The 23,968-nt window shown below is 62.3% G+C and carries 21 protein-coding genes; 14 read left to right on the top strand and 7 right to left on the bottom strand.

The window, feature by feature from the left end:
* Positions 1-4: 4 nt before the first annotated feature.
* The 5 genes from parE (at position 5) to AC07OF_RS18810 (ending at position 6,560) form a co-directional block, all read left to right on the top strand.
* Entirely contained in the window at positions 5-1,909 is a 1,905-nt protein-coding gene (gene parE / locus AC07OF_RS18830; RefSeq protein ID WP_157194440.1) for a DNA topoisomerase IV subunit B, read from the top strand.
* Positions 1,906-2,892, top strand: coding sequence for an esterase-like activity of phytase family protein (locus tag AC07OF_RS18825; protein WP_495073313.1), 987 nt, complete (start codon positions 1,906-1,908; stop codon positions 2,890-2,892). Before parE ends, AC07OF_RS18825 begins: the two co-directional genes overlap by 4 nt.
* Complete coding sequence (locus AC07OF_RS18820) at positions 2,889-3,407, top strand: retropepsin-like aspartic protease family protein (RefSeq protein ID WP_157194438.1); 519 nt, start codon at positions 2,889-2,891, stop codon at positions 3,405-3,407. The genes AC07OF_RS18825 and AC07OF_RS18820 overlap by 4 nt, the downstream gene beginning before the upstream one ends.
* A gap of 10 nt (positions 3,408-3,417) precedes the next feature.
* Positions 3,418-5,676: a DNA topoisomerase IV subunit A gene (gene parC, locus AC07OF_RS18815; RefSeq protein WP_157194437.1), complete on the top strand. Its 2,259-nt coding sequence runs from the start codon at positions 3,418-3,420 to the stop codon at positions 5,674-5,676.
* Positions 5,677-5,852: 176 nt separating this feature from the next.
* The gene (locus AC07OF_RS18810; RefSeq protein WP_495073312.1) at positions 5,853-6,560 is read left to right on the top strand and encodes a PqiC family protein; all 708 of its coding nucleotides are present in this window, start codon (positions 5,853-5,855) and stop codon (positions 6,558-6,560) included.
* A 178-nt stretch (positions 6,561-6,738) separates the two neighbouring features.
* Here AC07OF_RS18810 and AC07OF_RS18805 read toward each other — a convergent pair whose 3' ends face one another.
* The gene (locus tag AC07OF_RS18805; protein WP_157194436.1) at positions 6,739-8,229 is read right to left on the bottom strand and encodes a HAMP domain-containing protein; all 1,491 of its coding nucleotides are present in this window, start codon (positions 8,227-8,229) and stop codon (positions 6,739-6,741) included.
* Between the two features lie 134 nt (positions 8,230-8,363).
* On the opposite strand from AC07OF_RS18805, the gene serB reads away from it, so the two are divergent.
* Complete coding sequence (gene serB, locus AC07OF_RS18800) at positions 8,364-9,578, top strand: phosphoserine phosphatase SerB (RefSeq protein WP_107024221.1); 1,215 nt, start codon at positions 8,364-8,366, stop codon at positions 9,576-9,578.
* Between the two features lie 45 nt (positions 9,579-9,623).
* Here the strand turns inward: serB and asd are convergent, their stop codons facing one another.
* From asd to AC07OF_RS18785, 3 genes are read right to left on the bottom strand one after another with little or no spacing between them, the layout of a single operon-like run.
* The gene (asd, locus tag AC07OF_RS18795; RefSeq protein WP_038615233.1) at positions 9,624-10,487 is read right to left on the bottom strand and encodes an archaetidylserine decarboxylase; all 864 of its coding nucleotides are present in this window, start codon (positions 10,485-10,487) and stop codon (positions 9,624-9,626) included.
* A 9-nt stretch (positions 10,488-10,496) separates the two neighbouring features.
* On the bottom strand, positions 10,497-11,306 hold the full coding sequence (locus tag AC07OF_RS18790) for a rhodanese-like domain-containing protein (RefSeq protein WP_157194434.1): 810 nt from the start codon (positions 11,304-11,306) through the stop codon (positions 10,497-10,499).
* Positions 11,307-11,352: 46 nt separating this feature from the next.
* Entirely contained in the window at positions 11,353-12,888 is a 1,536-nt protein-coding gene (locus AC07OF_RS18785) for an HDOD domain-containing protein (protein ID WP_157194813.1), read from the bottom strand.
* A 130-nt stretch (positions 12,889-13,018) separates the two neighbouring features.
* Here AC07OF_RS18785 and motA point away from each other — a divergent pair, with 130 nt between their 5' ends.
* Positions 13,019-13,870 (top strand): flagellar motor stator protein MotA, encoded by an 852-nt coding sequence (gene motA / locus AC07OF_RS18780; protein WP_107024216.1) that lies wholly within the window; start codon positions 13,019-13,021, stop codon positions 13,868-13,870.
* A 3-nt stretch (positions 13,871-13,873) separates the two neighbouring features.
* Positions 13,874-14,887 (top strand): flagellar motor protein MotB, encoded by a 1,014-nt coding sequence (gene motB, locus AC07OF_RS18775; protein WP_157194433.1) that lies wholly within the window; start codon positions 13,874-13,876, stop codon positions 14,885-14,887.
* 66 nt (positions 14,888-14,953) lie between these two features.
* Here motB and AC07OF_RS18770 read toward each other — a convergent pair whose 3' ends face one another.
* Together AC07OF_RS18770 and rsgA are read right to left on the bottom strand one after the other, a co-directional pair.
* Positions 14,954-15,436 (bottom strand): toll/interleukin-1 receptor domain-containing protein, encoded by a 483-nt coding sequence (locus AC07OF_RS18770; RefSeq protein ID WP_157194432.1) that lies wholly within the window; start codon positions 15,434-15,436, stop codon positions 14,954-14,956.
* Positions 15,437-15,696: 260 nt separating this feature from the next.
* Positions 15,697-16,728: a small ribosomal subunit biogenesis GTPase RsgA gene (rsgA, locus tag AC07OF_RS18765; RefSeq protein WP_495073311.1), complete on the bottom strand. Its 1,032-nt coding sequence runs from the start codon at positions 16,726-16,728 to the stop codon at positions 15,697-15,699.
* A 91-nt stretch (positions 16,729-16,819) separates the two neighbouring features.
* Here rsgA and orn point away from each other — a divergent pair, with 91 nt between their 5' ends.
* On the top strand, positions 16,820-17,362 hold the full coding sequence (gene orn, locus AC07OF_RS18760; protein WP_157194430.1) for an oligoribonuclease: 543 nt from the start codon (positions 16,820-16,822) through the stop codon (positions 17,360-17,362).
* 100 nt (positions 17,363-17,462) lie between these two features.
* Positions 17,463-18,074, top strand: a complete 612-nt coding sequence (locus tag AC07OF_RS18755) for a trimeric intracellular cation channel family protein (protein WP_028945669.1) — start codon at positions 17,463-17,465, stop codon at positions 18,072-18,074.
* Positions 18,075-18,179: 105 nt separating this feature from the next.
* On the opposite strand, the gene queG is transcribed toward AC07OF_RS18755, so the two are convergent.
* On the bottom strand, positions 18,180-19,253 hold the full coding sequence (gene queG / locus AC07OF_RS18750) for a tRNA epoxyqueuosine(34) reductase QueG (protein ID WP_157194429.1): 1,074 nt from the start codon (positions 19,251-19,253) through the stop codon (positions 18,180-18,182).
* 63 nt (positions 19,254-19,316) lie between these two features.
* Here queG and AC07OF_RS18745 point away from each other — a divergent pair, with 63 nt between their 5' ends.
* Genes AC07OF_RS18745 through mutL form a run of 4 tightly spaced genes read left to right on the top strand, consistent with a single transcriptional unit; the run spans position 19,317 to position 23,967 of the window.
* Positions 19,317-20,177 carry an NAD(P)H-hydrate dehydratase gene (locus AC07OF_RS18745; RefSeq protein ID WP_495073310.1) on the top strand — a complete coding sequence of 287 codons (861 nt, stop codon included), beginning with the start codon at positions 19,317-19,319 and terminating at the stop codon, positions 20,175-20,177.
* Positions 20,165-20,635, top strand: coding sequence for a tRNA (adenosine(37)-N6)-threonylcarbamoyltransferase complex ATPase subunit type 1 TsaE (tsaE, locus tag AC07OF_RS18740; protein ID WP_038615215.1), 471 nt, complete (start codon positions 20,165-20,167; stop codon positions 20,633-20,635). Before AC07OF_RS18745 ends, tsaE begins: the two co-directional genes overlap by 13 nt.
* 3 nt (positions 20,636-20,638) lie before the next feature.
* On the top strand, positions 20,639-22,063 hold the full coding sequence (locus tag AC07OF_RS18735) for an N-acetylmuramoyl-L-alanine amidase (protein WP_198325383.1): 1,425 nt from the start codon (positions 20,639-20,641) through the stop codon (positions 22,061-22,063).
* Positions 22,060-23,967 (top strand): DNA mismatch repair endonuclease MutL, encoded by a 1,908-nt coding sequence (gene mutL, locus AC07OF_RS18730; RefSeq protein ID WP_476446098.1) that lies wholly within the window; start codon positions 22,060-22,062, stop codon positions 23,965-23,967. The genes AC07OF_RS18735 and mutL overlap by 4 nt, the downstream gene beginning before the upstream one ends.
* The last annotated feature ends 1 nt before the right edge of the window (position 23,968 follow it).

The following is a 23,968-nucleotide window of genomic DNA, read 5'->3' as shown; positions in this document are numbered from 1 at the left end:
CCCCATGGCCATTCCCAGCGCTAGTGCCTATAACGCAGACGCCATCGAAGTCCTCTCGGGCCTTGACCCGGTGCGCAAACGCCCGGGCATGTACACCGACACCAGCCGGCCGAACCACCTGGCCCAGGAAGTCATCGACAACAGTGTCGACGAAGCCCTGGCCGGGCACGCCAAGTCGGTGCAGGTGATCCTGCACGCCGACCACTCGCTGGAAGTGTCCGATGACGGTCGCGGCATGCCCGTGGATATCCACCCGGAAGAGGGTGTTTCCGGGGTCGAACTGATCCTCACCAAGCTGCACGCCGGCGGCAAGTTCTCCAACAAGAACTACCAGTTCTCCGGGGGTCTGCACGGCGTGGGTATTTCCGTGGTCAACGCCTTGTCCAGCCAGGTGCGGGTCAAGGTCAAGCGCGACGGCAACGAGTACCAGATGACCTTCGCCGACGGCTACAAGGCCAGCGAGCTGGAAGTCGTCGGTACGGTTGGCAAGCGCAACACCGGTACCAGCGTGTATTTCGCGCCGGATCCGAAGTATTTCGATTCACCGAAGTTTTCCATCAGCCGCCTCAAGCACGTGCTCAAGGCCAAAGCGGTCTTGTGCCCGGGACTGCTGGTCAGCTTCGAAGACAAGGCCAGCGGCGAAAAAGTCGAATGGCACTATGAAGACGGCCTGCGTTCCTACCTGGTCGACTCGGTCAGCGATTTCCTGCGCTTGCCCGACGAGCCGTTCTGCGGCAGCCTGGCGGGGAACAAGGAAGCTGCCGACTGGGCCCTGTTGTGGTTGCCCGAGGGCGGCGACAGCATCCAGGAAAGCTACGTCAACCTGATTCCTACCGCCCAGGGCGGCACGCACGTCAACGGCCTGCGCCAAGGCTTGCTCGATGCCATGCGCGAGTTCTGCGAGTTCCGCAATCTGTTGCCTCGTGGTGTCAAGCTGGCACCCGAAGATGTCTGGGAACGCATCAGCTTCGTCCTGTCGATGAAAATGCAGGAGCCGCAATTCTCCGGGCAGACCAAGGAACGCCTGTCGTCCCGTGAGGCCGCTGCATTCGTCTCCGGGGTGGTCAAGGACGCCTTCAGCCTGTGGCTCAATGCGAACCCCGAGCTGGGCATGCAGCTTGCCGAGCTGGCCATCAACAATGCCGGACGTCGACTCAAAGCCAGCAAGAAGGTCGAACGCAAGCGCGTTACCCAGGGTCCGGCATTGCCGGGCAAGCTGGCCGACTGCGCCGGGCAGGACCCGATGCGAGCCGAGCTGTTCCTGGTCGAGGGTGACTCGGCAGGTGGTTCGGCCAAGCAGGCGCGCGACAAGGAGTTTCAGGCGATCCTGCCGCTGCGCGGCAAGATCCTCAACACCTGGGAAGTCGACGGTGGTGAAGTCCTGGCCAGCCAGGAGGTGCACAACATCGCCGTGGCCATCGGCGTCGATCCTGGCGCTGCCGACATGAGCCAGCTGCGCTACGGCAAGATCTGCATCCTCGCCGACGCCGACTCCGACGGTCTGCACATCGCCACCTTGCTCTGCGCACTGTTCGTCCAGCATTTCCGTCCGCTGGTCGAAGCCGGTCACGTCTACGTGGCCATGCCGCCGCTGTACCGTATCGACCTGGGCAAGGAAATCTATTACGCCCTCGATGAAGCCGAGCGTGATGGCATCCTCGATCGCCTGGTCGCCGAGAAGAAACGCGGCAAGCCGCAGGTCACGCGATTCAAAGGCCTGGGTGAAATGAACCCGCCGCAGCTGCGTGAAACCACCATGGATCCGAACACCCGCCGTCTGGTCCAGTTGACCCTGGACGATCTGGACGGCACCCGCGAGATCATGGACATGCTGCTGGCCAAGAAGCGTGCCGGCGACCGTAAGAACTGGCTGGAGTCCAAAGGCAACCTGGCCGAGGTCCTGGCTTGATTCGTTCACTCCTGGCAGCAGTGCTTGGCGTTTTTGCCCTGTCATCGCAGGCCGCGCCGTGGCCGGAGTTGAAGTTTGTCGCCGAGTACCCGGTCGAGGGCATGCGCGGTGGCAACCTGTCGGGCCTGGCGCTGTGCAAGGGTGAGCTATGGACGGTGTCAGACCGCGATGACGACCTGATTTACCGGCTCAATACCCAGGCGCCGGTATGGCAGGCCGAATCGGTGCCGGTGGCGGCGCCGCCGGTGCCGGAAAGCGGCTTGCCCTGGGGCATTCGTTCGCGGACCTGGGCAGTCGGCAAGGTTCGTGGCGGCGATCTGGATTTCGAAGGCATCAGTTGTGATGCCGCAGGTAACCGCTACCTGGTCAGCGAGGCGCATGCTGGCGTGTTGCAGGTGCCGGTCGACGGCGAGCCGAACTGGCTGAAGATCGACCCGAGCATGGTGCGTCAGGCGCGGGCCAGTGGCATGCTCCTGCATTTCAACGCCCTGTTCGAAGGCCTGGCGGTGAGCCCGGCCGGTGATCGCATCTGGCTGGCGGCCGAGCGCGAGCGCCGCGGCCTGTTGCTGATCAATCGCCAGCAGACCGTCTGGAATTGCGGCAATGGCTGCGTGCTGCTCAGTGAGGCCGGGGTCGAAATGCAGCCGCCGCAGATGCCCGGCGCGCGAGCGCTACCACGGGATTTTGCTGACCTGGCACTGTTCAACGACAAGCTGTTCACCCTGGAACGCAACGCCCATCGTATCTGCCGGCGCGACACGGCGAGCGCCAAGGTCGAGCGCTGCTGGTCGTACGCTGAGGGTGGCTTGACCGAGCCGCGTCTGTACTCCCAGCCATTTGGCCTGGCCGAGGCACTGGTGATCGATGCCGAAGGTGCCTGGATCGGCTTGGACAACAATGGTGCAACCCGCAACGATGGCGAGTCGCGGCCGGTTGTCTGGCGTTTTGCCGCTCCAGCTGGCGGCTGGAGCAGTAAATCGTGAGTCAGCCTCCAGGCAAGCGTGCTGGCAGGGTACTGCTGGTCCTGGCCTGGGCGGCCGGATTGTTCCTGGCCACACGTTTTTTCGGTGATTGGGAGCAGCGTCAGGCCAACCCCAATGCACAGGTCCGCTCCCAGCACGGCGAAGGTTTTATCGAGGTGCAGCTGGCAGGTAACGGCCAGGGCCACTTTGTCGCCGATGGTCAGATCAATGGCCAGGCAGTACATTTTCTCCTCGATACCGGTGCCACCGACGTGGCAATTCCCGAACAGCTGGCCGCAAGGCTTGATCTTGAGCGTGGCGCCCCGGTGATGTTGAGTACCGCCAATGGCCGGACCCAGGGCTATCGCACCCGTCTTGGCACGCTGCAACTGGGTGACATTCTGCTGCGCGAAGTGCGCGCCCTGGTGGTACCAGGGCTGGATGGCGACCAGGTACTACTGGGCATGAGTGCCCTGAAACAACTCGAATTTACCCAGCGTGGTGGCACCTTGCTGCTGCGCCAGAACCTGAAATGATGAGGCCCGCATGAGCGACTCCCTTGATCTCAGCCTCGATGGCGTAGAGCGCCGGTCACTGGCTGACTTCACCGAACAGGCCTACCTCAACTACTCCATGTACGTGATCATGGACCGCGCCTTGCCGCATATCGGCGACGGCCTGAAGCCGGTGCAGCGACGCATCGTCTATGCCATGAGCGAACTGGGCCTGGACGCCGATTCCAAGCACAAGAAGTCGGCGCGTACCGTGGGTGACGTACTCGGCAAGTTCCACCCCCACGGTGACTCGGCGTGCTATGAAGCCATGGTGCTGATGGCCCAGCCGTTCAGCTACCGCTACACCCTGGTCGATGGCCAGGGCAACTGGGGTGCGCCGGACGATCCGAAATCGTTCGCCGCCATGCGTTATACCGAGGCGCGCCTGTCGCGCTACTCCGAAGTGCTGCTCAGCGAGCTGGGCCAGGGCACTGCCGACTGGGTACCGAACTTCGACGGTACCCTGGATGAGCCTGCGGTACTGCCGGCACGTTTGCCGAACATCCTGCTCAACGGTACCACCGGTATTGCCGTGGGCATGGCCACCGACGTGCCGCCGCACAACCTGCGCGAAGTCGCCAGCGCCTGCGTGCGCCTGCTGGACGAGCCGAAAGCTACGGTCGAGCAGCTTTGCGAGCATATCCAGGGCCCGGACTACCCGACCGAAGCGGAGATCATCACGCCGCGCGCGGAACTGCTGAAAATTTACGAAAGCGGTCGCGGCTCGGTGCGCATGCGCGCGGTCTACCGCATTGAAGATGGCGATATCGTCGTCACGGCACTGCCGCATCAGGTCTCCGGGGCCAAGGTACTGGAGCAGATCGCCGCACAGATGCAGGCCAAGAAGCTGCCGATGGTGGCAGACCTGCGCGATGAGTCGGACCACGAAAACCCGTGCCGCATTGTGATCATCGCCCGCTCCAACCGGGTTGACCTCGACGAGCTGATGCAACACCTGTTCGCCACCACCGACCTTGAGTCCAGCTACCGGGTCAACGTCAACATTATCGGCCTGGATGGACGCCCGCAGCTGAAGAACCTGCGTGCGCTGCTGGTCGAATGGCTTGAATTCCGCGTACAGACCGTGCGCCGCCGCCTGCAATTTCGTCTGGACAAGGTCGAGCGCCGCCTGCATCTGCTCGAAGGCTTGCTGGTTGCGTTCCTCAACCTGGATGAAGTGATCCACATCATCCGCACCGAGGATCAGCCCAAAGCCGCGCTGATCGCGCGCTTCGACCTGACTGAAACCCAGGCCGAGTACATCCTCGAAACCCGCCTGCGCCAGCTGGCGCGGCTGGAAGAGATGAAGATCCGCAATGAGCAGGACGAGCTGGCCAAGGAACAAGCCAAGCTGATCGCGCTGCTGGGCAGCGAAAGCAAGTTGCGCAAGCTGGTGCGTGCCGAGCTGATCAAGGATGCTGAAACCTACGGCGACAATCGTCGTTCGCCGATCGTCGAGCGTGCTGAAGCCAAGGCGCTGTCGGAAAATGAATTGATGCCGACCGAGCCGGTGACGGTGGTGTTGTCGGAAAAAGGCTGGGTACGTTGCGCCAAAGGTCATGATATCGACGCCACGGGCCTGTCCTACAAGGCCGGTGACGGTTTCAAGACCGCCGCTGCCGGGCGTTCCAATCAGTTTGCCGTGTTCATCGACTCCACCGGGCGCAGTTATTCGGTCGCCGCGCATACCTTGCCTTCGGCACGTGGCCAGGGCGAACCGCTGACCGGTCGTCTGACGCCGCCGCCGGGGGCGGGCTTCGAGTGTGTGCTGCTGCCTGAAGATGATGCACTGTATGTAATCGCTTCCGACGCCGGCTACGGCTTCGTGGTCAAAGGCGAAGACCTGCAGGCCAAGAACAAGGCCGGCAAGGCGTTGCTCAGCCTTCCCAATGGTGCCAAGGTCATTGCCCCGCGTGCGGTGGCTGACCGCGAATTGAACTGGCTGGCAGCGGTGACCACCGAAGGTCGTCTGTTGATCTTCAAGATCAGCGACTTGCCACAGCTGGGCAAAGGCAAGGGCAACAAGATCATCGGGATTCCCGGCGACCGGGTTGCCAGTCGTGAGGAGTTCGTCACCGATCTGGCGGTCATTGCCGATGGCGCGACCCTTGTGTTGCAGGCCGGTAAGCGTACGCTGTCACTGAAGGCCGATGACCTCGAGCATTACAAAGGGGAGCGTGGCCGTCGAGGCAATAAACTGCCACGGGGCTTCCAGCGGGTTGATGCGTTGTTGGTGGAAAATCCCGTATAAGCCGGGATAGAGGCTGCGAATGGGTAAATTAGCACCCGTTCGTGGTTGAAACACTGGAGTCGTGCCGCTATTTCGCGGATGATAGGGCCCTTGCGGTGCCAGCGTAGCTGTGTGCCCGAATGAATCTATATGAGTATCACTGCGGTTTGCCTTGTGGCGACCGCCTGGATGGGATGATGAAATTTCTGCGCCTTCCGTTTGTTCTGCTGATGAGTGGCGTGCTCGGTCTGGCCGGTTGCAGCATGCACCAGCCGGTATCCCTGTATCAGCTCGACAGTGGTGAGCCTGGCCAACCCAAGCAAAGCGCGGGCATGGCTGTCGTGCTCGGCCCGGTATCGGTCGCCGACTACCTGCAGCGCGAGACCCTGCTGCAGCGCCAGTCCGATGGCAGCCTGACCGCAGCGACCGATGGCCGCTGGGCTGGCAGCCTGTCGGCAGATATCGATCAGTTGCTGGTCCGTCAGCTGGCCTGGCGCCTGGACAGCCAGCGCGTAGTGCTGGCACCGGCTAATACCGGCTTCACGCCGGATGTGCAGGTCCTTCTGTCGATTACCCGTCTGGACTCCGGCACTAACCAACCGGCGATTCTGGATGCCCAGTGGCGTTTGCTTGATCGCCGTGGCCAGGTCCGGGACAACCGCATTGTTCACCTTGAGCAGCAGCACCAGGGTAGCTCGGCGGCGCAGGTTCAGGCCCAGGGGCAGTTGCTGCAAAAGCTCGCTGAGCAGTTGAGCATTGCCCTCAAGCCTTTGGCCAACCAGCCTCCGATTGTTGAAGAGGCGCCGAAGAAGGCCGCGCCGGTGCAGGTGCGCAAAGAGCCGGAGAAGCCGAAGATTCCTCTGGCAACGCCGATTCGTACCGATCTGGAAGTGTTCCGCTTCTAAGCAAGTACCCATAAAAAAGCCCGCAGCAATGCGGGCTTTTTTGTGCGCTGTACAAACCTGAGGGAGCAACGGTCTGTCACCTGGTTAACTGTGGGAGCTGGCCTTGCCAGCGATGCAGGCGCCGCGTAACGCCTGATACCGCAGCGATGCCATCGCCGGCAAGGCCGGCTCCCACAGATCAGCTCTTGACCCGACGCTCATGCATCCGCGCCAGCTGGCGTTCCAGCATCGACGGGTAGGGCTCCATCAGGCGCTCGACGCAGCAGGCACCCTCGGGGCTGGCAATCGGGCGGATGCGGGCGCGCTGACGGATCAGGCTGTCGTCGCTGATCTTGCGTTCAACCAGCAGCAGGTTACGGCTGTGTTGCGACAGGGCCAGGGCATCCTGGGCCTTCTCGGTCAACAGCAGGTCGATCTGGTTCAGGCCGTGCAGGTCTTCACCCAGGGTCAGGCCAAGCTGCAGCTGCAAGGTGATGCCGCTGTCGGCCACTTCGATCTGCAGGGCATGCCCAAGGGCACGCAACAGCTCGCCACAGCAAATGGCATTGGTGAGGTAGTCCTCGCCGCTGTCCTGGCTGTGGAACAGCATCAGGGTGCTGCCGTCGTTGAGGGTGTGCACTTCGCTTTCATACAGCGATGCGGCCTGGTCAAGGCAGTCGCGATAGCGTTCCAGCAACTCGGTCAGACGGGTGCGCGGCAGGCGCCGAAGTTGCTCCTGGGAGCCTAGCTGCACCGCCAGTACGGCACTGGCCTGGGGTTCGCGATTGACGGCTTGCGGGGCAGGGCGCGGGGCGCTGTGCGTTTCGTCGTCGATCAGGTCGGCAAATGCGTCATCGTTGTCGTCGTCGGCAGTTACCGGCTTGCTGATCCTGGCCACGGCAGGTGCTTCGTCAAAACTCGGGTCGCGCAGGTTACGAACTTCGAACTCGGGTTCGTCTTCGTCCAGCTCTTCGGGCTCCGGCTCGACTTCGCGCGGCGGTGGGGCAAAGCGGGTGTGCAGCTGGCGGGCCAGGTCACCGATCTCATCCTGGCGGTCAGTGGCCGGGGTGAACTCGTTGATGTCACGCAGCCACACCCGCAGTTGCAGCAGCGGGGTAGAGATGAAGCGCCCCAGGCGCAAGCTCATGGCCAGGGCCAGGGCCAGCAGAATACCGGCGAGAATGCCCATGCTTTGCAGGCTGATGGTCAGCGGCTGCTGGAACTGGCTCATGTCCAGGCTGATACGTAGTTGCCCGGCGGTCACGTCCTGGAAGGTGATCTTGGTCTGGTACAGGCCTTCGGCCTCACCCAGCAGGCCGTTTTTCGGGCGCTGGCCGGCTTCGGCAAGGATCCGGTTGTCGACGCTGTAGATCGCCGCATGGGCCACCAGCGGGTTTTTCACCAGGTTGCCCAGCAGCACATTGAGGCTGAGGATGTCGTTGGACACCAGCAGCTCGGTCGCCGAGGTAGCGGTCTGCGTGGTCAGGCTCTGCCCCAGGGCGTCGGCTTGTTCATGCATGGCCTGCTTGAATTGCAATCCCATCACGCAGGCATAGATCACCAGCGCCAGTGCCACCAGCAGCACGTTATGGCAGGCGATACGCAGCGCAAGCGGCACACGGCGCTGGCGCAGAGCATGAAATATCAGCAGGAAGAAGTTGTCGGTTTTAACGGGCGTGGGCCGGTTCACAGAGCGCGGCTCTTTATGTCGGAGAAGTTGCTGCGCAGTATAGCGAGCGCTCATGGACCGGCAAAGCATCGGCTGCGCCCGATGGTCAGCGAAAATCGGTAGAATGTGCTTTTTTCCACGAGTCGGAGCCCGTTTTGCGCGAAATCGTTCTGATTAACATCACAGGTGAAGACCGTCCGGGTCTTACTGCGGCCATTACCGGCGTTCTGGCCCAGGGTGGCGTGAACATCCTCGACATTGGTCAGGCGGTGATTCACGACACCCTGTCCTTTGGCATCCTGGTGGAAATCCCGGATACCGAGAAGGCCTCATCGGTTCTGAAAAATATTCTGTTTGCGGGCTACGAACTCGATCAGCAGGTCCGTTTCACGCCGGTTTCCGAAGCTGACTACCAGAGTTGGGTCGAAGGTCAGGGCAAGGCCCGTCACATCGTGACTTTGCTGACCCGCAAGGTGACTGCCGAACAATTGCAGCGGGTCAGTTCGATTACCGCCAAGTACGGGCTGAACATCGACCATATCGACCGTCTTTCCGGCCGTGTGGCTCTGGATACGCCGGTCGAGCAGGGCAAGGGTTGCATCGAGTTTTCGGTCCGTGGCGAGCCGGCCGATCCGCAAGCCTTGCGTGCCGAGTTCCTCAGTGTGGCCCAGGAGCTGAACGTCGACATCGCCTTCCAGCAGGACTCGCTGTTCCGTCGCAACCGCCGTCTGGCGGTGTTCGATATGGACTCGACCCTGATCGAGGCCGAAGTGATCGACGAGTTGGCCAAGGCCGCTGGCGTGGGCGAGCAGGTGTCGGAAATCACCGAACGGGCCATGCGTGGTGAGCTGGACTTCCGCGCCAGCTTCAAAGAGCGTCTGGCCTTGCTCAAGGGCCTGGATGTTGGCGTGCTCGACGAGATCGGCGCCTCGCTGCGCCTGACCGAGGGCGCCGAGACCCTGTTTGCCGAACTCAAGCGTCTGGGCTACAAAACCGCGATCCTGTCTGGCGGTTTCACTTACTTCGCCAAGCAACTGCAGGCCAAGCTGGGCATCGACTATGTCTTTGCCAACGAGCTGGAAGTGGTTGACGGTAAAGTCACTGGCGTTGCGGTTGAGCCGATCGTCGATGCCCAGCGCAAGGCTGACCTGCTGGGTGAGCTGGCGCGCAAGGAAGGCTTGCAGATGGAGCAGACCATTGCGGTAGGTGACGGCGCAAACGACCTGCCGATGCTGGCCATCGCCGGTCTGGGCGTGGCGTTCCGTGCCAAACCGCTGGTCAAGCAGTCGGCCAAACAGGCGATTTCGACGCTGGGTCTGGATGGTGTGCTGTACCTGTTGGGCTTTCGTGATCGCGACGGTCGTAGCTAAAAGAAAGGTACAAAAAAGCCCGCATCGCTGCGGGCTTTTTCGTTTTCAGGCCTGGGCAGGCAGCGCCAGACGCTGGCCCATGCTCACCGCCGAACCGGCACCGAGTTCTTCGGCCCATTTGACCTGCTCAGGTCCAAACAGCACGACAGCCGTCGAACCCAGCTTGAAGCGACCCAGTTCCGCACCTTTTTCCAGGTGGATCGGCGCGCGGCTGGCTTCGTCGTAGCGGAACGTCTTCAGTTCACGCTTAGGTGGGGTCACCAGGCCAGCCCAGACGGTTTCGATCGACGCGACGATCATTGCGCCAACCAGCACCACAGCCATCGGCCCGCGCTCGGTATCGAACAGGCAGACCACGCGTTCGTTGCGGGCAAACAGCTCCGGTACGTTTTCGGCGGTGGTCTGGTTGACCGAGAACAGTCGACCCGGCACATAGATCATTTCGCGCAGGGTACCGGCCAGTGGCATGTGCACCCGGTGGTAGTCCTTCGGTGACAGGTAGATGGTGGCGAATTCGCCGCCCATGAACGGCGCAGCATTGGCCGGATCGCCGCCCAGCAGTTCAAGCGCGCTGAAGCTGTGGCCTTTGGCCTGGAAAATGCGACCGTGCTCGATCGGGCCCAGCTGGCTGACCGCACCGTCGGCCGGGCAGAGGACTGCACCCGGGGTCTCGTCGAGCGGACGTGCACCGGGTTTCAAGGCGCGGGTGAAGAAGGCGTTGAAATGCTCGTAAGCGGTGACGTCCTCGACCAGGGCCTGGGACATATCGACCTGGTAGCGCTTGGCGAACCAGCTGGTGAAGGCATTCTTGAACCAGCGCACGCGGCATTCGGCAATGCAGCCGGCCAGGCGCGACAGCAGGTGATGAGGCAGCAGGTACTGACTGATGATGAACAAGCGGGATTTCATTAGGTTTCCTTAAACTTCAACAGGGGTGTCGGGGTGGTTGCCCCATTCGCCCCAGGATCCGGCATAGGCTTTGACCCGAGGGTAGCCCAGATGCTTGGCCACCAGATAGGTAAAGCCGGAGCGGTGATGTGTCTGGCAGTGGGTAACCACTTCCTTGTCTTTGCTGATGCCCAGCTGTTCGAGGATCTCGGGCATGTCCTTGCGGATGCGCAGGGCATTGTTCAGGTCCATGCCGGCAGTCCATTCGAAATTGACCGCGCCGGGAATGTGCCCGCCTTTGGCGGCCAGGACTTTCTCGCCGCGGTATTCAGCGGGGCTGCGTGCATCCCAGATCGCCAGGTCGGCGGCGCCGATGCGGCTTTGCAGGTATTCACGGGTTGCCGTGGGTTCTTCGTGCAGGGTCAGGCTGACCGTGCCGCTGGCAGCGGCCGGTACGTCGGTGCTGAGAGTGCTCGCTGGCCACGCTTGCGCACCACCGTTGAGGTAGTGATAACGCGTGTGACCGATGACATCCAGCAACCAGATGAAGCGCCCGGCCCAGCCGCCGCCTTCGTCGTCATAGACCACGTAGACCGCATTGGCGTTGTGGCCGAGTTCGGCAAACAGTTTTTCCAGATCGGCTTTGGCCGGCAGCAGGCCCGGCGCAGGGGGTTGGCCCAGCTGGGTACGCTTCGGGTCGACAAAGCGAGCCCCCGGAATGTGCCCGCTGTTATAGCGGTTGACGCTGGTCAGGTCCACCAGGATCAACTCCGGTACATCAAGCCGGGCTTGCAGGTCAGCCGGTTCGATTACCAGGGGCAAGCCAGAAAAGTCAGTCATCCAGAGTCTCCAGAGCAGAACAGAGGGGGCGATTGTAGCGCATGGGTCAGGCGCTGCGGGTGCTGAAGGCGGTCAAGGCGCGCTCGATGCATTGCGCGGTCTTGGCAAAGGCCTGCACGCTGATATCAGCCAGCGGTTTTGCACCCTGGTCGGCAATCAGCAGCATCACTACGCGGCCATTGCTCGACAGCGAGCGCAACAGCAGGTGTTCGCTGCGAAACAATGCGCGCAAGTGAGCCGGAAGCAGCGCCGAGAATTGTGCGTGATTTTCGGGGGTCAGGCGCAGTTGCGCCGACGCGCTCAACAGGCGCTGAAGCAGTTTGCTCTGTTCGACAGGCAAAACCAGGCCAGCCGCTTCTGGCGCCAATCCGGCAATCTGATGAACCCGCAGCTGCGTCAGGGTCTTGTCGGTCATCAGCAGCATGACCCGCTGCATGCCACAGGCGACCAAGGCATCTCGGGCCAGGGTCGTCAGGTGAAGGGCATTGCTGAACGGGCTGGGCTCGACCAGTAGCTCGGCGCACAGCTTGCGCCAGGTGCCCAGGGCCTGGGCCGAGGGCGGCGGCGGGGCGATCAGACCCTGGTGCAGGCGCCGTTGATGCCAGGGCCAGAGCAGGGCTTCGGCCGGGTGAAACAGGTCATGACAGGCATGGTGGCGGGCGCTGATGGCCGCTTGTTGGTGCACCAGCTGTTGCACATCATCCAGTGAGGTCTGCAGGTACAGGCTGGTAAGCAGTTGCCAGCGTCGAACATGCGTGTTGGTCCAGCCGACTTGTGCCGCCAGGGCCAGGCCGTTGGCCAAGAGTACGGTGTTGGCGGGCTGATTGAACCAGCGGCGCAGGTTCGGGTTGTCGTCCAGACGCTGCTGTTGGCGCAGGCTGTTCCGGTCGCGGGCGATGTGCAGTGCCTTGGCCAGCAAACGCCGCTCCTCCTGCAGCAGGTGATAGCCGCGCGTGACCCAGTCCGGCAGGCGCCAGTGTTCGGCCAGTGCCTGGCACAAGCTGAGCAGCCGTACCCCGAACAGCTCCATTTCTACCTGCGGCGCCGATTCGCCCTTGTGCACCACGCGCAGTTCCCAGTCTTCGAGCAGCTTGGGAAAGGTCAGGGCCAGTGGCCATAAAGGCGACAGAAACAACAGGCTGCCCCAGTGTATTTCCTGCCAGAGCCGCGCCAGGCGGCTGGCGAACAGGCCGTTGGCCTGCTGGCTGGCGTGTTGGCTGACCTGCTGCAATTGGCGCAAGGTCGGCGCAATTTCACCCTCGGGGAGCGCCGGCAAGCGCTCCAACAGCTCTGAGGTGCGTGCCAGCCCCAGGCGATTGAGGGCGACTTCCAGGCTTTCGGCGGGCTCGCCGATGCTGGTCTGGGTGTGATGGTTAGCCTCGCGCATGACGCTGAGCACCAGCGCCGGGCTGTCCTGCATCACCTCGGCAATATCGCGCAGCGCACTGCGGTTGTCGGCAATGGTGGCTTTTACCCGTTCGTAGCTGGCCAGCGGAACCGGCAGGCGAACGCTATCGAGTAGTTTGACCCAGGCATCGAGTGTTTTTGGTATTTGATCTGGCACGATGGATTCAATAGGTATGCTGGAGGGGGCCGAACTGGCTTTTCGCCGTGACTGACTATAGTCTGGCGCAGATCTGCCGATAAGTAGAAGAAGAGTTTTATTAACTTCCGCTCACGACCCTGACCACGACAGTAAGTGCTTTCTATCTATGGCTAAAATTATCGGCATCATCGTCGTATTCGCGAGTGTGCTCGGCGGATATGTTCTATCCCACGGCAAAATTGCCGCACTGATTCAGCCCTTCGAGGTGTTGATCATCGGTGGCGCGGCCTTTGGTGCGTTCCTGCAGGCGAACCCCGGTTACATGACCATGCATGTAATCAAGAAGTCGCTGAAGATGTTTGGTACGCGCTTTACCCATACCTTCTATATCGAGGTGCTCGGGCTGGTCTACGAGATCCTCAACAAGAGCCGGCGCGAAGGCATGATGGCGATTGAAGCCGATATCGAAGACGCCGCCTCCAGCCCGATTTTTGCCAAGTACCCCGCTGTGCTCGGTGATGAACGCATGACTGCGTTCATCTGCGACTACCTGCGCATCATGTCCACCGGCAACATGGCTCCGCATGAGCTCGAAGGCCTGTTCGACATGGAACTGCTGAGCATGAAGGAAGAGCTCGATCATCCGTCCCATGCCGTGACTGGTATCGCCGACGGTATGCCGGGCTTCGGTATCGTTGCGGCGGTACTGGGGATCGTGGTGACCATGGCCTCGCTGGGCGATGGCGACCAGAAATCCATCGGCCTGCACGTGGGTGCGGCGCTGGTCGGTACCTTCTTCGGTATTCTCGCGGCGTACGGTTTCTTTGGCCCGCTGGCCACCGCCTTGCGTCAGGATGCCCGGGAAGAACTCAACGTCTATGAAGCCATCAAGGCTTCGCTGGTAGCCTCGGCTTCCGGCATGCCGCCGTCGCTGGCTGTGGAATTCGGGCGCAAGGTGCTGTTTCCGGCCCACCGTCCGAGCTTCGCCGAGCTGGAACAAGCGGTTCGCGGACGCTGAGTCATGGAGAACAACCAGCCCATTATCGTCAAACGCGTCAAACGCTTTGGCGACGGCCACCACGGTGGCGCCTGGAAGATCGCCTTCGCCGACTTTGCTACGGCGATGATGGCGTTCTTCCTGGTGCTCTGGCTGCTGTCGACGGCCACGCCGGAGCAGAAGATCGCCATTGCCGGCTACTTCAAGGACCCGATCGGTTTTTCCGAAAGCGGCACACCCTACGTTATTGACCTGGGGGGCTCGCCACAGCTTGCCCCGGAAAAGACCATCAACCCGGAAGAGAAGTCCGAGCCGACCCCGGACACCAGTATCCAGCTGGGCCAGGACAAGGTTGAAAGCATGGCCGAGCAGGTCGAGCGCGAGCGTCTCGAGTTGCTCTTGCAGGAATTGCAGAACAAGGTCGAAGAAAACCCGCAGCTGCAGAAGTTCAAGGACCAGATCCTCTTCGAAATTACCCAGGATGGTCTGCGCATCCAGATCATGGATGCCGAAAACCGGCCCATGTTCGACCTGGGCAGCGCCCGCTTGCAGCCGTACTTCGAAGATATCCTGCTGGCCATGGCCGACACCATCAAGGCGGTACCGAACAAGATCAGTATCAGCGGCCATACCGATGCCAAGCCGTATGCCGGCACCGGTGACTTCGGCAACTGGGAACTGTCGGCCAACCGTGCCAACGCGGCGCGGCGCGCCCTGGTTGCCGGTGGCTACCCGGATGCGCAGGTTGCCCGGGTGGTCGGTTACGCCTCGTCATCGTTGTTTGATCGGGCGAACCCGCTCAACCCGGTCAACCGGCGCATCGATATCATTGTCTTGACCAAGAAGGCCCAGCGGACCCTTGAAGGCGAGCAGCCAGCTGCGCCTGAGGGCACCGTTCCAGACGCCAATGCGCCGGCTCCTGCGCCTGCAGTGCCGGCCCCGGCACCCGAGGCCGAGCCGATGCAGCCGCGCGAGCTGCGCCAGAAGCTGAACATCTTCGAGGATGGTGTGTTGAAGATGGATGAGAGCAAGGAGTAATCCTGGGTTCTGATCACAACGCCCGTGAGCAGCGATGCTCACGGGCGTTGTGCTTTATGGGCGGCTTCAGAAACCGCGGCGGATCTTGGCCTTCAGGTCGGCGTGAAAGAATCCTGCGTTCAGGCGGTTGGTGGCGTCGGCGCCAGCTTCTTCTTTGGTGATCGAACGTTTGAAGGTCTGTTCGTCATGGTAGGCGAGGACGAACAGGTCGATGTGCTCGCGTGAACTCATGATCGGCCACTTGTCCAGGTAGTCGGGCAATGTGCTCTCTGCACATTGGAACAGCGATACCCGACGATTGCTGAGGGTGGCAGCACCGAGCTGGAAGGGCACCCACCAGGTATCGGCGTTCTCTTCGGACAGCACGCTGATCAGGTGCGTACAGCTGCTGATGTTGCTACAGACCAGGCCGCTGATGTCGTCGCCGGTCTGCCCGGCGTCGCCATCGAACAGATCCAGGTGGGTAGCAATGCCTTCAAGTTTCAGGCGTTCGCTGATGATGTAGGCATCCAGGCGTTGCGGGTGGCGATAGCTGATAACGACTGGCATCAGACAGGCCCTCCTGGTGCACAGGCTGGGTGGCGGGTACCTGAGGATCGTATTGTCATTGTTGATTCCTTTCATACTCAGAGCATGGAGTTGATTCGCTTGGTCGTGGCGAATCTGAAAGGTGACAATCAATGAAAGCTTTTATGACGGCAAGGGACGACCAGCGTTAAAGAAGGGTCTTACCTTGCTTGGTAAATTTTCCTGCAGTGTTTTCCTACGAGGCAGCAAAGTGAGGCCCATTGCGAGCCTCACGCGGTATTTCAGTAGCTGTCTTCAGGCAGGCTGGCAATGATCGAGCGATAGCTGTTCATCCGCTGCTGCTGGACACGACCGTCTTCCAGGGCCTTGAGCAACGCGCAACCTGGCTCGCGATCATGCTTGCAGTCACGGAAGCGGCAGGTGCCGATCAGGTCGTTGAACTCGATGAAGCCGGCTTCGACATCGGCACGGCTGACGTGACCCAGGCCGAATTCGCGAATACCCGGGGAGTCGATCAGCTCACCGCCGCCCGGGAAGTGGTACAGGCGTGCGGTCGTGGTGGTGTGCGTACCCTGGCCGGACCACTCCGACAGATCGCCGACCCGGGTCTGCACCTCGGGCAGCAGGCTGTTGACCAGCGACGACTTGCCGACCCCCGACTGACCGACGAAGACGCTGATATGGTCATCCAGGCGCGCCTGCAGCTGCTGCATGCCATCGCCGTGATGGGCCGAAACCTCCAGCAATGGATAACCCAGCTGGCGGTACACCGCCAGCAGCGCGTTGAGCGCCGGGGCGTTCTGTTCGTTGATCAGGTCGGCTTTGTTGAGCAACAGCAGCGGGTGAATGCCGGCGTGTTCGGCGGCTACCAGGTAGCGGTCGATCAGGTTGGCATGCGGTTCCGGCGCCGGGGCGAAGACGATCACGATCAGATCGACGTTGGCCGCCACCGGCTTGAGCTGGCCACGGCTGTCGGGGCGGCACAGCTCGGTGTTGCGCGGCATTTGCGCGACGATTACGCCGATACCCTGGTTGCCCGCGCGCCACACCACGCGGTCGCCGGTTACCAGCGCTGGCAGGTTGGCGCGCAAGTGGCAGCGGAACACCTGGCCGGCATCTTCGCCGTCCTGGGCCTCGACTTCGACCTGCACGCCAAAGTGGGCGATCACCAGGCCGAGTTGCTCGGGGCCCAAGTCACCGCCTTCGAGCTCCTTCAGGGTCTGTTGTTCGCGTTTGGCGGCGCGGGCAGCGCGTTCACCCTGGATTTTTTCGATCCGCCAGTTTTGGCGGCGATTGAGCTGGCGTTTGGCCATGAAGGTTCCGTGTTCGGCATGCATTATTAAACGGCGAGGAGTTTAGCACGCTCCACTAGGCTAAACTGCGCACCTACCGAGGAGCAGAATCATGCAGAACCCACAGAACCTGATCTGGATCGACCTGGAAATGACCGGTCTGGATCCGGACCACGACGTCATTATCGAAATGGCCACCATCGTTACTGACAGCGACCTCAACACCTTGGCCGAAGGGCCGGTGATCGCCATTCACCACAGTGACGAGGTGCTGGCGCGCATGGACGAGTGGAACACCCGCACCCATGGCGCCTCCGGCCTGACCCAGCGGGTCAAGGACAGCAAGGTCAGCATGGCCGAAGCCGAAGCGCAGACCATTGCCTTCCTGGAGCAGTGGGTACCGAAAGGCAAGTCGCCGATCTGTGGCAACAGCATCTGCCAGGATCGTCGTTTCCTCTACCGCCACATGCGCGGCCTGGAAAACTACTTCCACTACCGCAACCTGGATGTCTCGACCCTCAAAGAGCTGGCGGCACGCTGGGCACCTGCGGTGCGCGACAGTTTCAAGAAAGGTGGCACGCACCTGGCGCTGGACGATATTCGCGAATCGATCAACGAACTTCGCCACTACCGCGAACACTTCATCAAGTTCTGATCACCCCGCCGCACGGTTGTACAGACAATCCGTGCGGCGCCCCCTTTTGGTGCCTGAGGCAACTGGTTAGACTGCGCGCCCCATTGCACGGATCTGCGCCATGTTGTTGATGCTCTACCTCATTGCAATCACCGCTGAAGCCATGACTGGCGCGCTGTCTGCCGGGCGCCGCGGCATGGACTGGTTCGGCGTGGTGCTGATTGCCTGCATCACCGCCCTGGGTGGCGGTTCAGTGCGCGATGTGTTGCTGGGGCATTACCCGCTGACCTGGGTCAAGCACCCGGAATACCTGGTGCTGACCAGCTTTGCCGCGCTGATGACCATCTTCATTGCACCCTTGATGCGTCACCTGCGCTCCTTGTTCCTGGTGCTCGACGCGCTGGGGCTGGTCGCTTTTACCCTGATCGGCTGCATGACCGCCCTGGAAATGGGCCAGGGCATGCTGGTGGCGTCTATCAGCGGGGTGATCACCGGGGTGTTTGGCGGCATTCTCCGGGATATTTTCTGTAACGATATTCCGCTGATCTTCCGCCGTGAGCTGTATGCGAGTGTGTCTTTTGCCGCGGCCTGGTTCTATCTGGGTTGTGTCTACTTCAAGGTGCCCGGCGAGCAGGCGATCCTGCTGACCTTGTTTGGCGGCTTTCTGCTGCGCTTGCTGGCGATTCGTTTCCACTGGGAAATGCCGAAGTTTCATTACAACGACGAGCATTGATCAGAGCAGTACCGGCCTCATCGCCGGCAAGGCCGGCTCCCACAATTTCTGTGCCCACCAAACCCTGTGGGAGCTGGCCTTGCCAGCGATGGTCGCGCCGCGAAATCAGCTGGCTTGCCGCGCGGCATGCTGCTTCAGTGCCCACTCCACATGCTCGCGCACCAGTTCCGAAGGGTAGTCCTGCCGCGCCTTGAGTGCCTCCAGTACGGGGATTGTCGACGGCGCATTCCCCAACCCCACCGCCAGGTTGCGCAGCCAGCGCTCATAGCCGGCGCGCCGCAGCGGCGAGCCTTCGGTACTGTCGAGAAAGGTCTGTTCATCCCACATGAACAACTCCGCCAATCCCGCGCTGTCGAGGTTATGCCGGGGCTTGAAGTCGCTCTCGTCGGTGGGCCTGGCAAAGCGGTTCCACGGACAGACGATCTGGCAGTCATCGCAACCGAACACCCGGTTGCCGATCAGCGCGCGCAGTTCTTCAGGGATAGCGCTTTTCAGTTCGATGGTCAGGTACGAGATGCAGCGCCGGGCATCAAGCAGGTAAGGGCCGACAAAGGCCTGGGTGGGGCAGATGTCCAGGCAGGCCGTGCAACGCCCGCAATGTTCGCTGACCTGGGGCGGATCGACAGGCAGCGGCAGGTCGACAAACAGTTCGGCGAGAAAGAAGTAGCTGCCCGCCTTGCGGTTGAGCAGCAGGGTGTTCTTGCCAATCCAGCCCAGGCCGGCCTGCTCGGCGATGGCCTTCTCCAGTACCGGCGCACTGTCAACGAAGGCGCGAAAGCCGAAGGGACCGATTTCTTTCTGGATGCGCTCGGCCAGGTGCTGCACGCGCTTGCGAATCAGCTTGTGGTAGTCACGGCCCAGGGCGTACCGGGAGATGTAGGCTTTTTCCGGTTGGGCCAGTTGTTGGGCCATGCGCGTGTCGCCTGGCAGGTAGTCCATGCGCAGGGACACCACGCGCAGGGTGCCGGGCACCAGTTGCTCCGGGTGCGAGCGTTTGCTGCCATGCGCGCCCATGTAGTCCATTTCACCGTGATAGCCCGCCTGCAGCCAGCGCTCCAGGTGTTGCTCGTGCTCGCCCAGCTCCACCCCGGCGATGCCGACATGGGCAAAGCCGAGCTCTTTGCCCCAATCCTTGATTGATTGGGCCAGTGCGGGAAGATCGGGGGTGGCAGCAGACATGGGAAATAAGGCAACGCAGACTCAGGTGCGTATAATTCTGCCAGACATCGGAGCCTTTGACCCATGCCTCAGACCAAACACCCTGCAAACCAGGCGCAAATCCTCACCAGTGTTGCCTTGACGCCCCTCGCGCCGCGCCTGCTTGCGGCGCAAAAAGGTGATTTCGGCCACGTCCTGGTGGTTGGCGGCGATCGTGGTACCGGCGGAGCGGTTCTGCTCAGCGCCGAAGCCGCGTTGCGTTGTGGCGCCGGGCTGGTTTCGCTGGCCACGCGCAGCGAGCAGGTGCCTGCGGCCCTGGCGCGGCTGCCGGAGGTGATGTGTCTGGGTGTGCATTCGGCCAATCAGTTGATGACCCCGATCGAGCGCGCGTCGGTCGTGGTGGTCGGCCCCGGCCTCGGCCAGGCGGCCTGGGGGCGTAGCTTGCTGTCGGCAGTCGTCAGCGCGCGGTTGCCGCAAGTGTGGGATGCCGACGCCTTGAACCTGCTGGCACGGGCGCCATTGGCGCTGGCGGCGGGCTCGATCATCACCCCGCATCCGGGGGAGGCGGCCAGGCTGCTGGGCATTTCCACTGAAGCAGTACAGGCGGACCGTGCCGGGGCGGCGCGCAAACTTGCACGTAAATATGCGGTCATCTGTGTGCTCAAGGGCGCCGGTACCCTGGTGGCTGATCCGGCCGGGCAGCTTGCCCTGTGCAACCGCGGGCATCCGGCGATGGCCGGGGCGGGCCTGGGCGATGTGCTCAGTGGTGTGCTGGGGGCGCTGTTGGCTCAGGGCATGTCGGGCTGGGACGCCGCCTGCCTGGGCGTCTGGCTGCACGCTTGCGCCGGAGAGCGGTTGGGCATGCACGGTCGGGGGCTGGCGGCCAGTGATCTGGTCCCGGCCATTCGTCATTTATTGGAGGAGCATTCAGCGTGTCAGGTGTAACCCTGTTTTTGGCCGACGAAGAGGCCATGGTCCGCTTCGGCACCCGTATCGCCGAAGTGACCAAAGGTCACGGCGTGATTTTTCTGGAAGGCGATCTGGGAATGGGTAAAACCACCCTGTCGCGCGGCATCATCCGCGGTCTCGGCCACAAAGGGGCGGTCAAAAGCCCTACGTTTACTGTGGTCGAGCCCTACGAGATCGGCGAGATCCGTGCCTTCCACTTCGACCTCTATCGCCTGGTCGATCCCGAAGAGCTTGAGTACATCGGTATTCGCGATTACTTCGAAAACGATGCCCTGTGCCTGTTCGAATGGCCCCAAAAGGGGGCGGGTATTTTGCCAAAGCCCGACCTGACCATTACCATAAGCCCCCAGGCGAGCGGTCGTTCGCTCAACCTGTCGCCGCAGGGGGCACGTGGCGAAGCCTGGTGTGCCGCTCTGGCCTTGGAATTCAAATAGAAAATGGGGATAGGTATGCGCATTCGCGCACTGGTTGCGGTCGTAGGATTGCTGCTTACGGCGGTGACTGTTGATGCTCTGGCCGTCACGCAAGTCAAAAGTATGCGTTTGTGGCGAGCGCCGGATAACACGCGGCTGGTGTTCGACCTCTCAGGGCCTGTGCAGCACAGTGTCTTTACCCTGACCGCCCCGGATCGCCTGGTTATCGACATCAATGGTGCGACCCTGGCCGCGCCGTTGACCGTGTCGACTTCCAACACCCCGATTACCAGTGTGCGCTCGGCCCAGCGCACACCTACCGACCTGCGTGTGGTCGTGGACCTGAGCAAGTCGGTGACCCCCAAGAGTTTCACCCTGGCGCCTAACGCCCAGTACGGCAACCGCCTGGTCGTCGACCTTTACGATCAGGCTGCCGACGCCGTTTCGCCACCGCCAACCCCTCCGGTTGCCACTGCACCCGCTGTGCCGGTGACGCCAGCGCAGCCGGCAATCAAGCTGACCCCGGTGCCCAGTGGCAAGCGTGACATCGTTATCGCCATCGACGCCGGTCATGGTGGCGAAGACCCGGGCGCCTCGGGCTCCAAGGGCCAGCATGAAAAAGACATCGTGCTGTCGATCGCCAAAGAGCTGCAGCGTCAGATCAACAGCGAGAAAGGCTTCCGCGCCGAACTGACGCGTACCGGCGATTACTTCATTCCGCTGCGCAAGCGTACCGAGATCGCCCGCAAGAAGGGCGCCGACCTGTTCATCTCGATCCACGCCGACGCCGCACCGTCGAAGGCCGCCTTCGGCGCCTCGGTGTTCGCCCTGTCCGATCGCGGCGCCACCTCGGAAACCGCACGCTGGCTGGCAGACAGTGAAAACCGTTCGGACCTGATCGGTGGCGCTGGCAACGTCAGCCTCGATGACAAGGACCGCATGCTCGCCGGCGTGCTGCTCGACCTGTCGATGACCGCGTCGCTGAGTTCCAGCCTCAACGTCGGGCAGAAGGTGCTGGGCAACATGGGCCGGGTCACGCCGCTGCACAAGCGCCGGGTCGAACAGGCGGGCTTCATGGTGCTCAAGTCGCCAGACATCCCGTCGATCCTGGTGGAAACCGGCTTTATCTCCAACGCCAACGAGGCGGCCAAACTGGCCACCCCGAGCCACCAGCAATCGTTGGCACGCTCGATTCATAGCGGCGTGCGCCAGTTCTTCCAGCAGAACCCGCCGCCAGGCACTTACATCGCCTTCCTGCGCGACAGCGGCAAGATTGCCCAGGGGCCGCGCGAACACAGCGTGCGGCCGGGTGAGACGCTGGCGATGATCGCCGTGCGTTATCAGGTCAACGTAGCCAGCCTGCGTTCTGCCAACAACCTCAAGACCGATGAGTTGAAGGTCGGCCAGAGCCTGCATATCCCTACTACTGCCCTGGCGTCCCAGCAATGACCGATAGCGCACGGATCGAGCTGCTCAGCCCGCGGCTGGCGAACCAGATCGCCGCCGGTGAGGTGGTCGAACGCCCGGCGTCGGTCATCAAGGAGTTGCTGGAGAACAGCCTCGACTCCGGTGCCCGGCGCATCGACGTGGAAGTCGAGCAGGGTGGCGTGAAATTGCTGCGGGTCCGCGACGATGGCAGCGGTATCGCCGCCGACGACCTGCCGCTGGCTCTGGCCCGTCACGCCACCAGCAAGATTCGCGACCTGGAAGACCTCGAGCGGGTCATGAGCCTGGGTTTTCGTGGTGAGGCGCTGGCATCGATCAGCTCGGTCGCACGCTTGACCCTGACCTCGCGAACCCGCGATGCCGAACAGGCCTGGCAGGTGGAAACCGAAGGCCGCGACATGGCCCCCCGAGTGCAGCCGGCGGCGCATCCGGTCGGTACCTCGGTCGAAGTGCGTGACCTGTTCTTCAACACCCCGGCCCGGCGCAAGTTCCTCAAAACCGAGAAAACCGAATTCGATCACCTGCAGGAAGTGATCCGGCGCCTGGCGCTGGCGCGCTTTGATGTAGGTTTTCACCTGCGTCACAACGGCAAGAGCATTCTCAGTCTGCACGAAGCCCAGGATGACACTGCACGCGCCCGGCGCGTGGCGGCGATCTGCGGCCCGGGCTTTCTTGAGCAGGCATTGCCGATCGAAGTCGAACGCAATGGCTTGCACCTGTGGGGCTGGGTTGGCTTGCCGACCTTCTCGCGCAGCCAGGCCGATTTGCAGTACTTCTTCGTCAACGGTCGTGCGGTGCGCGACAAGCTGGTTGCCCACGCGGTGCGCCAGGCCTATCGCGATGTACTGTTCAACGGCCGGCACCCGACGTTCGTGCTGTTCTTCGAGGTCGACCCCACCGGCGTCGACGTCAACGTGCACCCGACCAAGCATGAAGTGCGTTTTCGTGATGGGCGCATGGTCCATGACTTCCTTTATGGCACCTTGCACCGGGCCTTGGCCGACGTGCGTCCGGAAGATCAACTGGCTGCGCCTGCCGCGACCAGCGAAATCATCCGCCCCAGCGGTATCCAGGCCGGCGAATTCGGCCCTCAGGGCGAGATGCGCCTGGCGGCCAACCTGCTTGAGCAGCCGCTGGCCGAGCCGGGCGTGCGGCCCATGGGCGCTGGCAACGGCAGTGGCAGTGGTGGCGCATACCAGTATCAGTACACCCCGCGTCCGGCCCAGGCGCTACCGGCTGCCGAGACGCAGAGCGTCTACCGTGAATTCTTTGCGCCGCTGAACGAGGCCGCGCCCGCTGCACTGCCTGACAGCCAGGGTGATATCCCGCCACTGGGCTACGCCCTGGCGCAACTCAAGGGTATCTATATTCTTGCCGAGAACGCCGTGGGTCTGGTGCTGGTAGACATGCACGCGGCCCATGAGCGCATCATGTACGAGCGCCTGAAAGTGGCCATGGCCAGCGAAGGGCTCAGCGGCCAGCCGCTGCTGGTGCCAGAGTCCCTGGCGCTGAGCCAGCGTGAGGCCGATTGTGCCGAAGAGCATGCCGAATGGTTCCAGCGCCTGGGCTTCGAATTACAACGCCTGGGCCCGGAAAGCCTGGCGATTCGCCAGATCCCGGCACTGCTCAAGCAGGCCGAAGCCAACCGCCTGGTCCAGGATGTGCTGGCCGACCTGATGGAATACGGCACCAGCGACCGGATTCAGGCGCACTTGAACGAACTGCTCGGCACCATGGCCTGCCACGGTGCCATCCGCGCCAACCGGCGCCTGGCGCTGGCAGAAATGAACGGCCTGCTGCGCGACATGGAAAACACCGAGCGCAGCGGCCAATGCAACCATGGCCGACCGACCTGGACCCAACTGGGCCTGGACGATCTGGACAAACTGTTCCTGCGCGGTCGATAAA

It is taken from the genome of Pseudomonas sp. GW821-FHT10B02 (assembly GCF_059415665.1).
Note: the sequence above shows the minus strand (reverse complement) of the source record. Positions and strands in the feature narration are given on the sequence as shown.

Coding starts and splice junctions, on each gene's coding strand:
- parE (WP_157194440.1), top strand. CDS start 5: ATGGCCATTCCCAGCGCTAGTGCCTATAACGCAGACGCCATCGAAGTC.
- parC (WP_157194437.1), top strand. CDS start 3,418: ATGAGCGACTCCCTTGATCTCAGCCTCGATGGCGTAGAGCGCCGGTCA.
- AC07OF_RS18810 (WP_495073312.1), top strand. CDS start 5,853: ATGAAATTTCTGCGCCTTCCGTTTGTTCTGCTGATGAGTGGCGTGCTC.
- asd (WP_038615233.1), bottom strand. CDS start 10,487: ATGAAATCCCGCTTGTTCATCATCAGTCAGTACCTGCTGCCTCATCAC.
- AC07OF_RS18790 (WP_157194434.1), bottom strand. CDS start 11,306: ATGACTGACTTTTCTGGCTTGCCCCTGGTAATCGAACCGGCTGACCTG.
- motA (WP_107024216.1), top strand. CDS start 13,019: ATGGCTAAAATTATCGGCATCATCGTCGTATTCGCGAGTGTGCTCGGC.
- motB (WP_157194433.1), top strand. CDS start 13,874: ATGGAGAACAACCAGCCCATTATCGTCAAACGCGTCAAACGCTTTGGC.
- AC07OF_RS18770 (WP_157194432.1), bottom strand. CDS start 15,436: ATGCCAGTCGTTATCAGCTATCGCCACCCGCAACGCCTGGATGCCTAC.
- rsgA (WP_495073311.1), bottom strand. CDS start 16,728: ATGGCCAAACGCCAGCTCAATCGCCGCCAAAACTGGCGGATCGAAAAA.
- orn (WP_157194430.1), top strand. CDS start 16,820: ATGCAGAACCCACAGAACCTGATCTGGATCGACCTGGAAATGACCGGT.
- AC07OF_RS18755 (WP_028945669.1), top strand. CDS start 17,463: ATGTTGTTGATGCTCTACCTCATTGCAATCACCGCTGAAGCCATGACT.
- queG (WP_157194429.1), bottom strand. CDS start 19,253: ATGTCTGCTGCCACCCCCGATCTTCCCGCACTGGCCCAATCAATCAAG.
- AC07OF_RS18745 (WP_495073310.1), top strand. CDS start 19,317: ATGCCTCAGACCAAACACCCTGCAAACCAGGCGCAAATCCTCACCAGT.
- AC07OF_RS18735 (WP_198325383.1), top strand. CDS start 20,639: ATGGGGATAGGTATGCGCATTCGCGCACTGGTTGCGGTCGTAGGATTG.
- mutL (WP_476446098.1), top strand. CDS start 22,060: ATGACCGATAGCGCACGGATCGAGCTGCTCAGCCCGCGGCTGGCGAAC.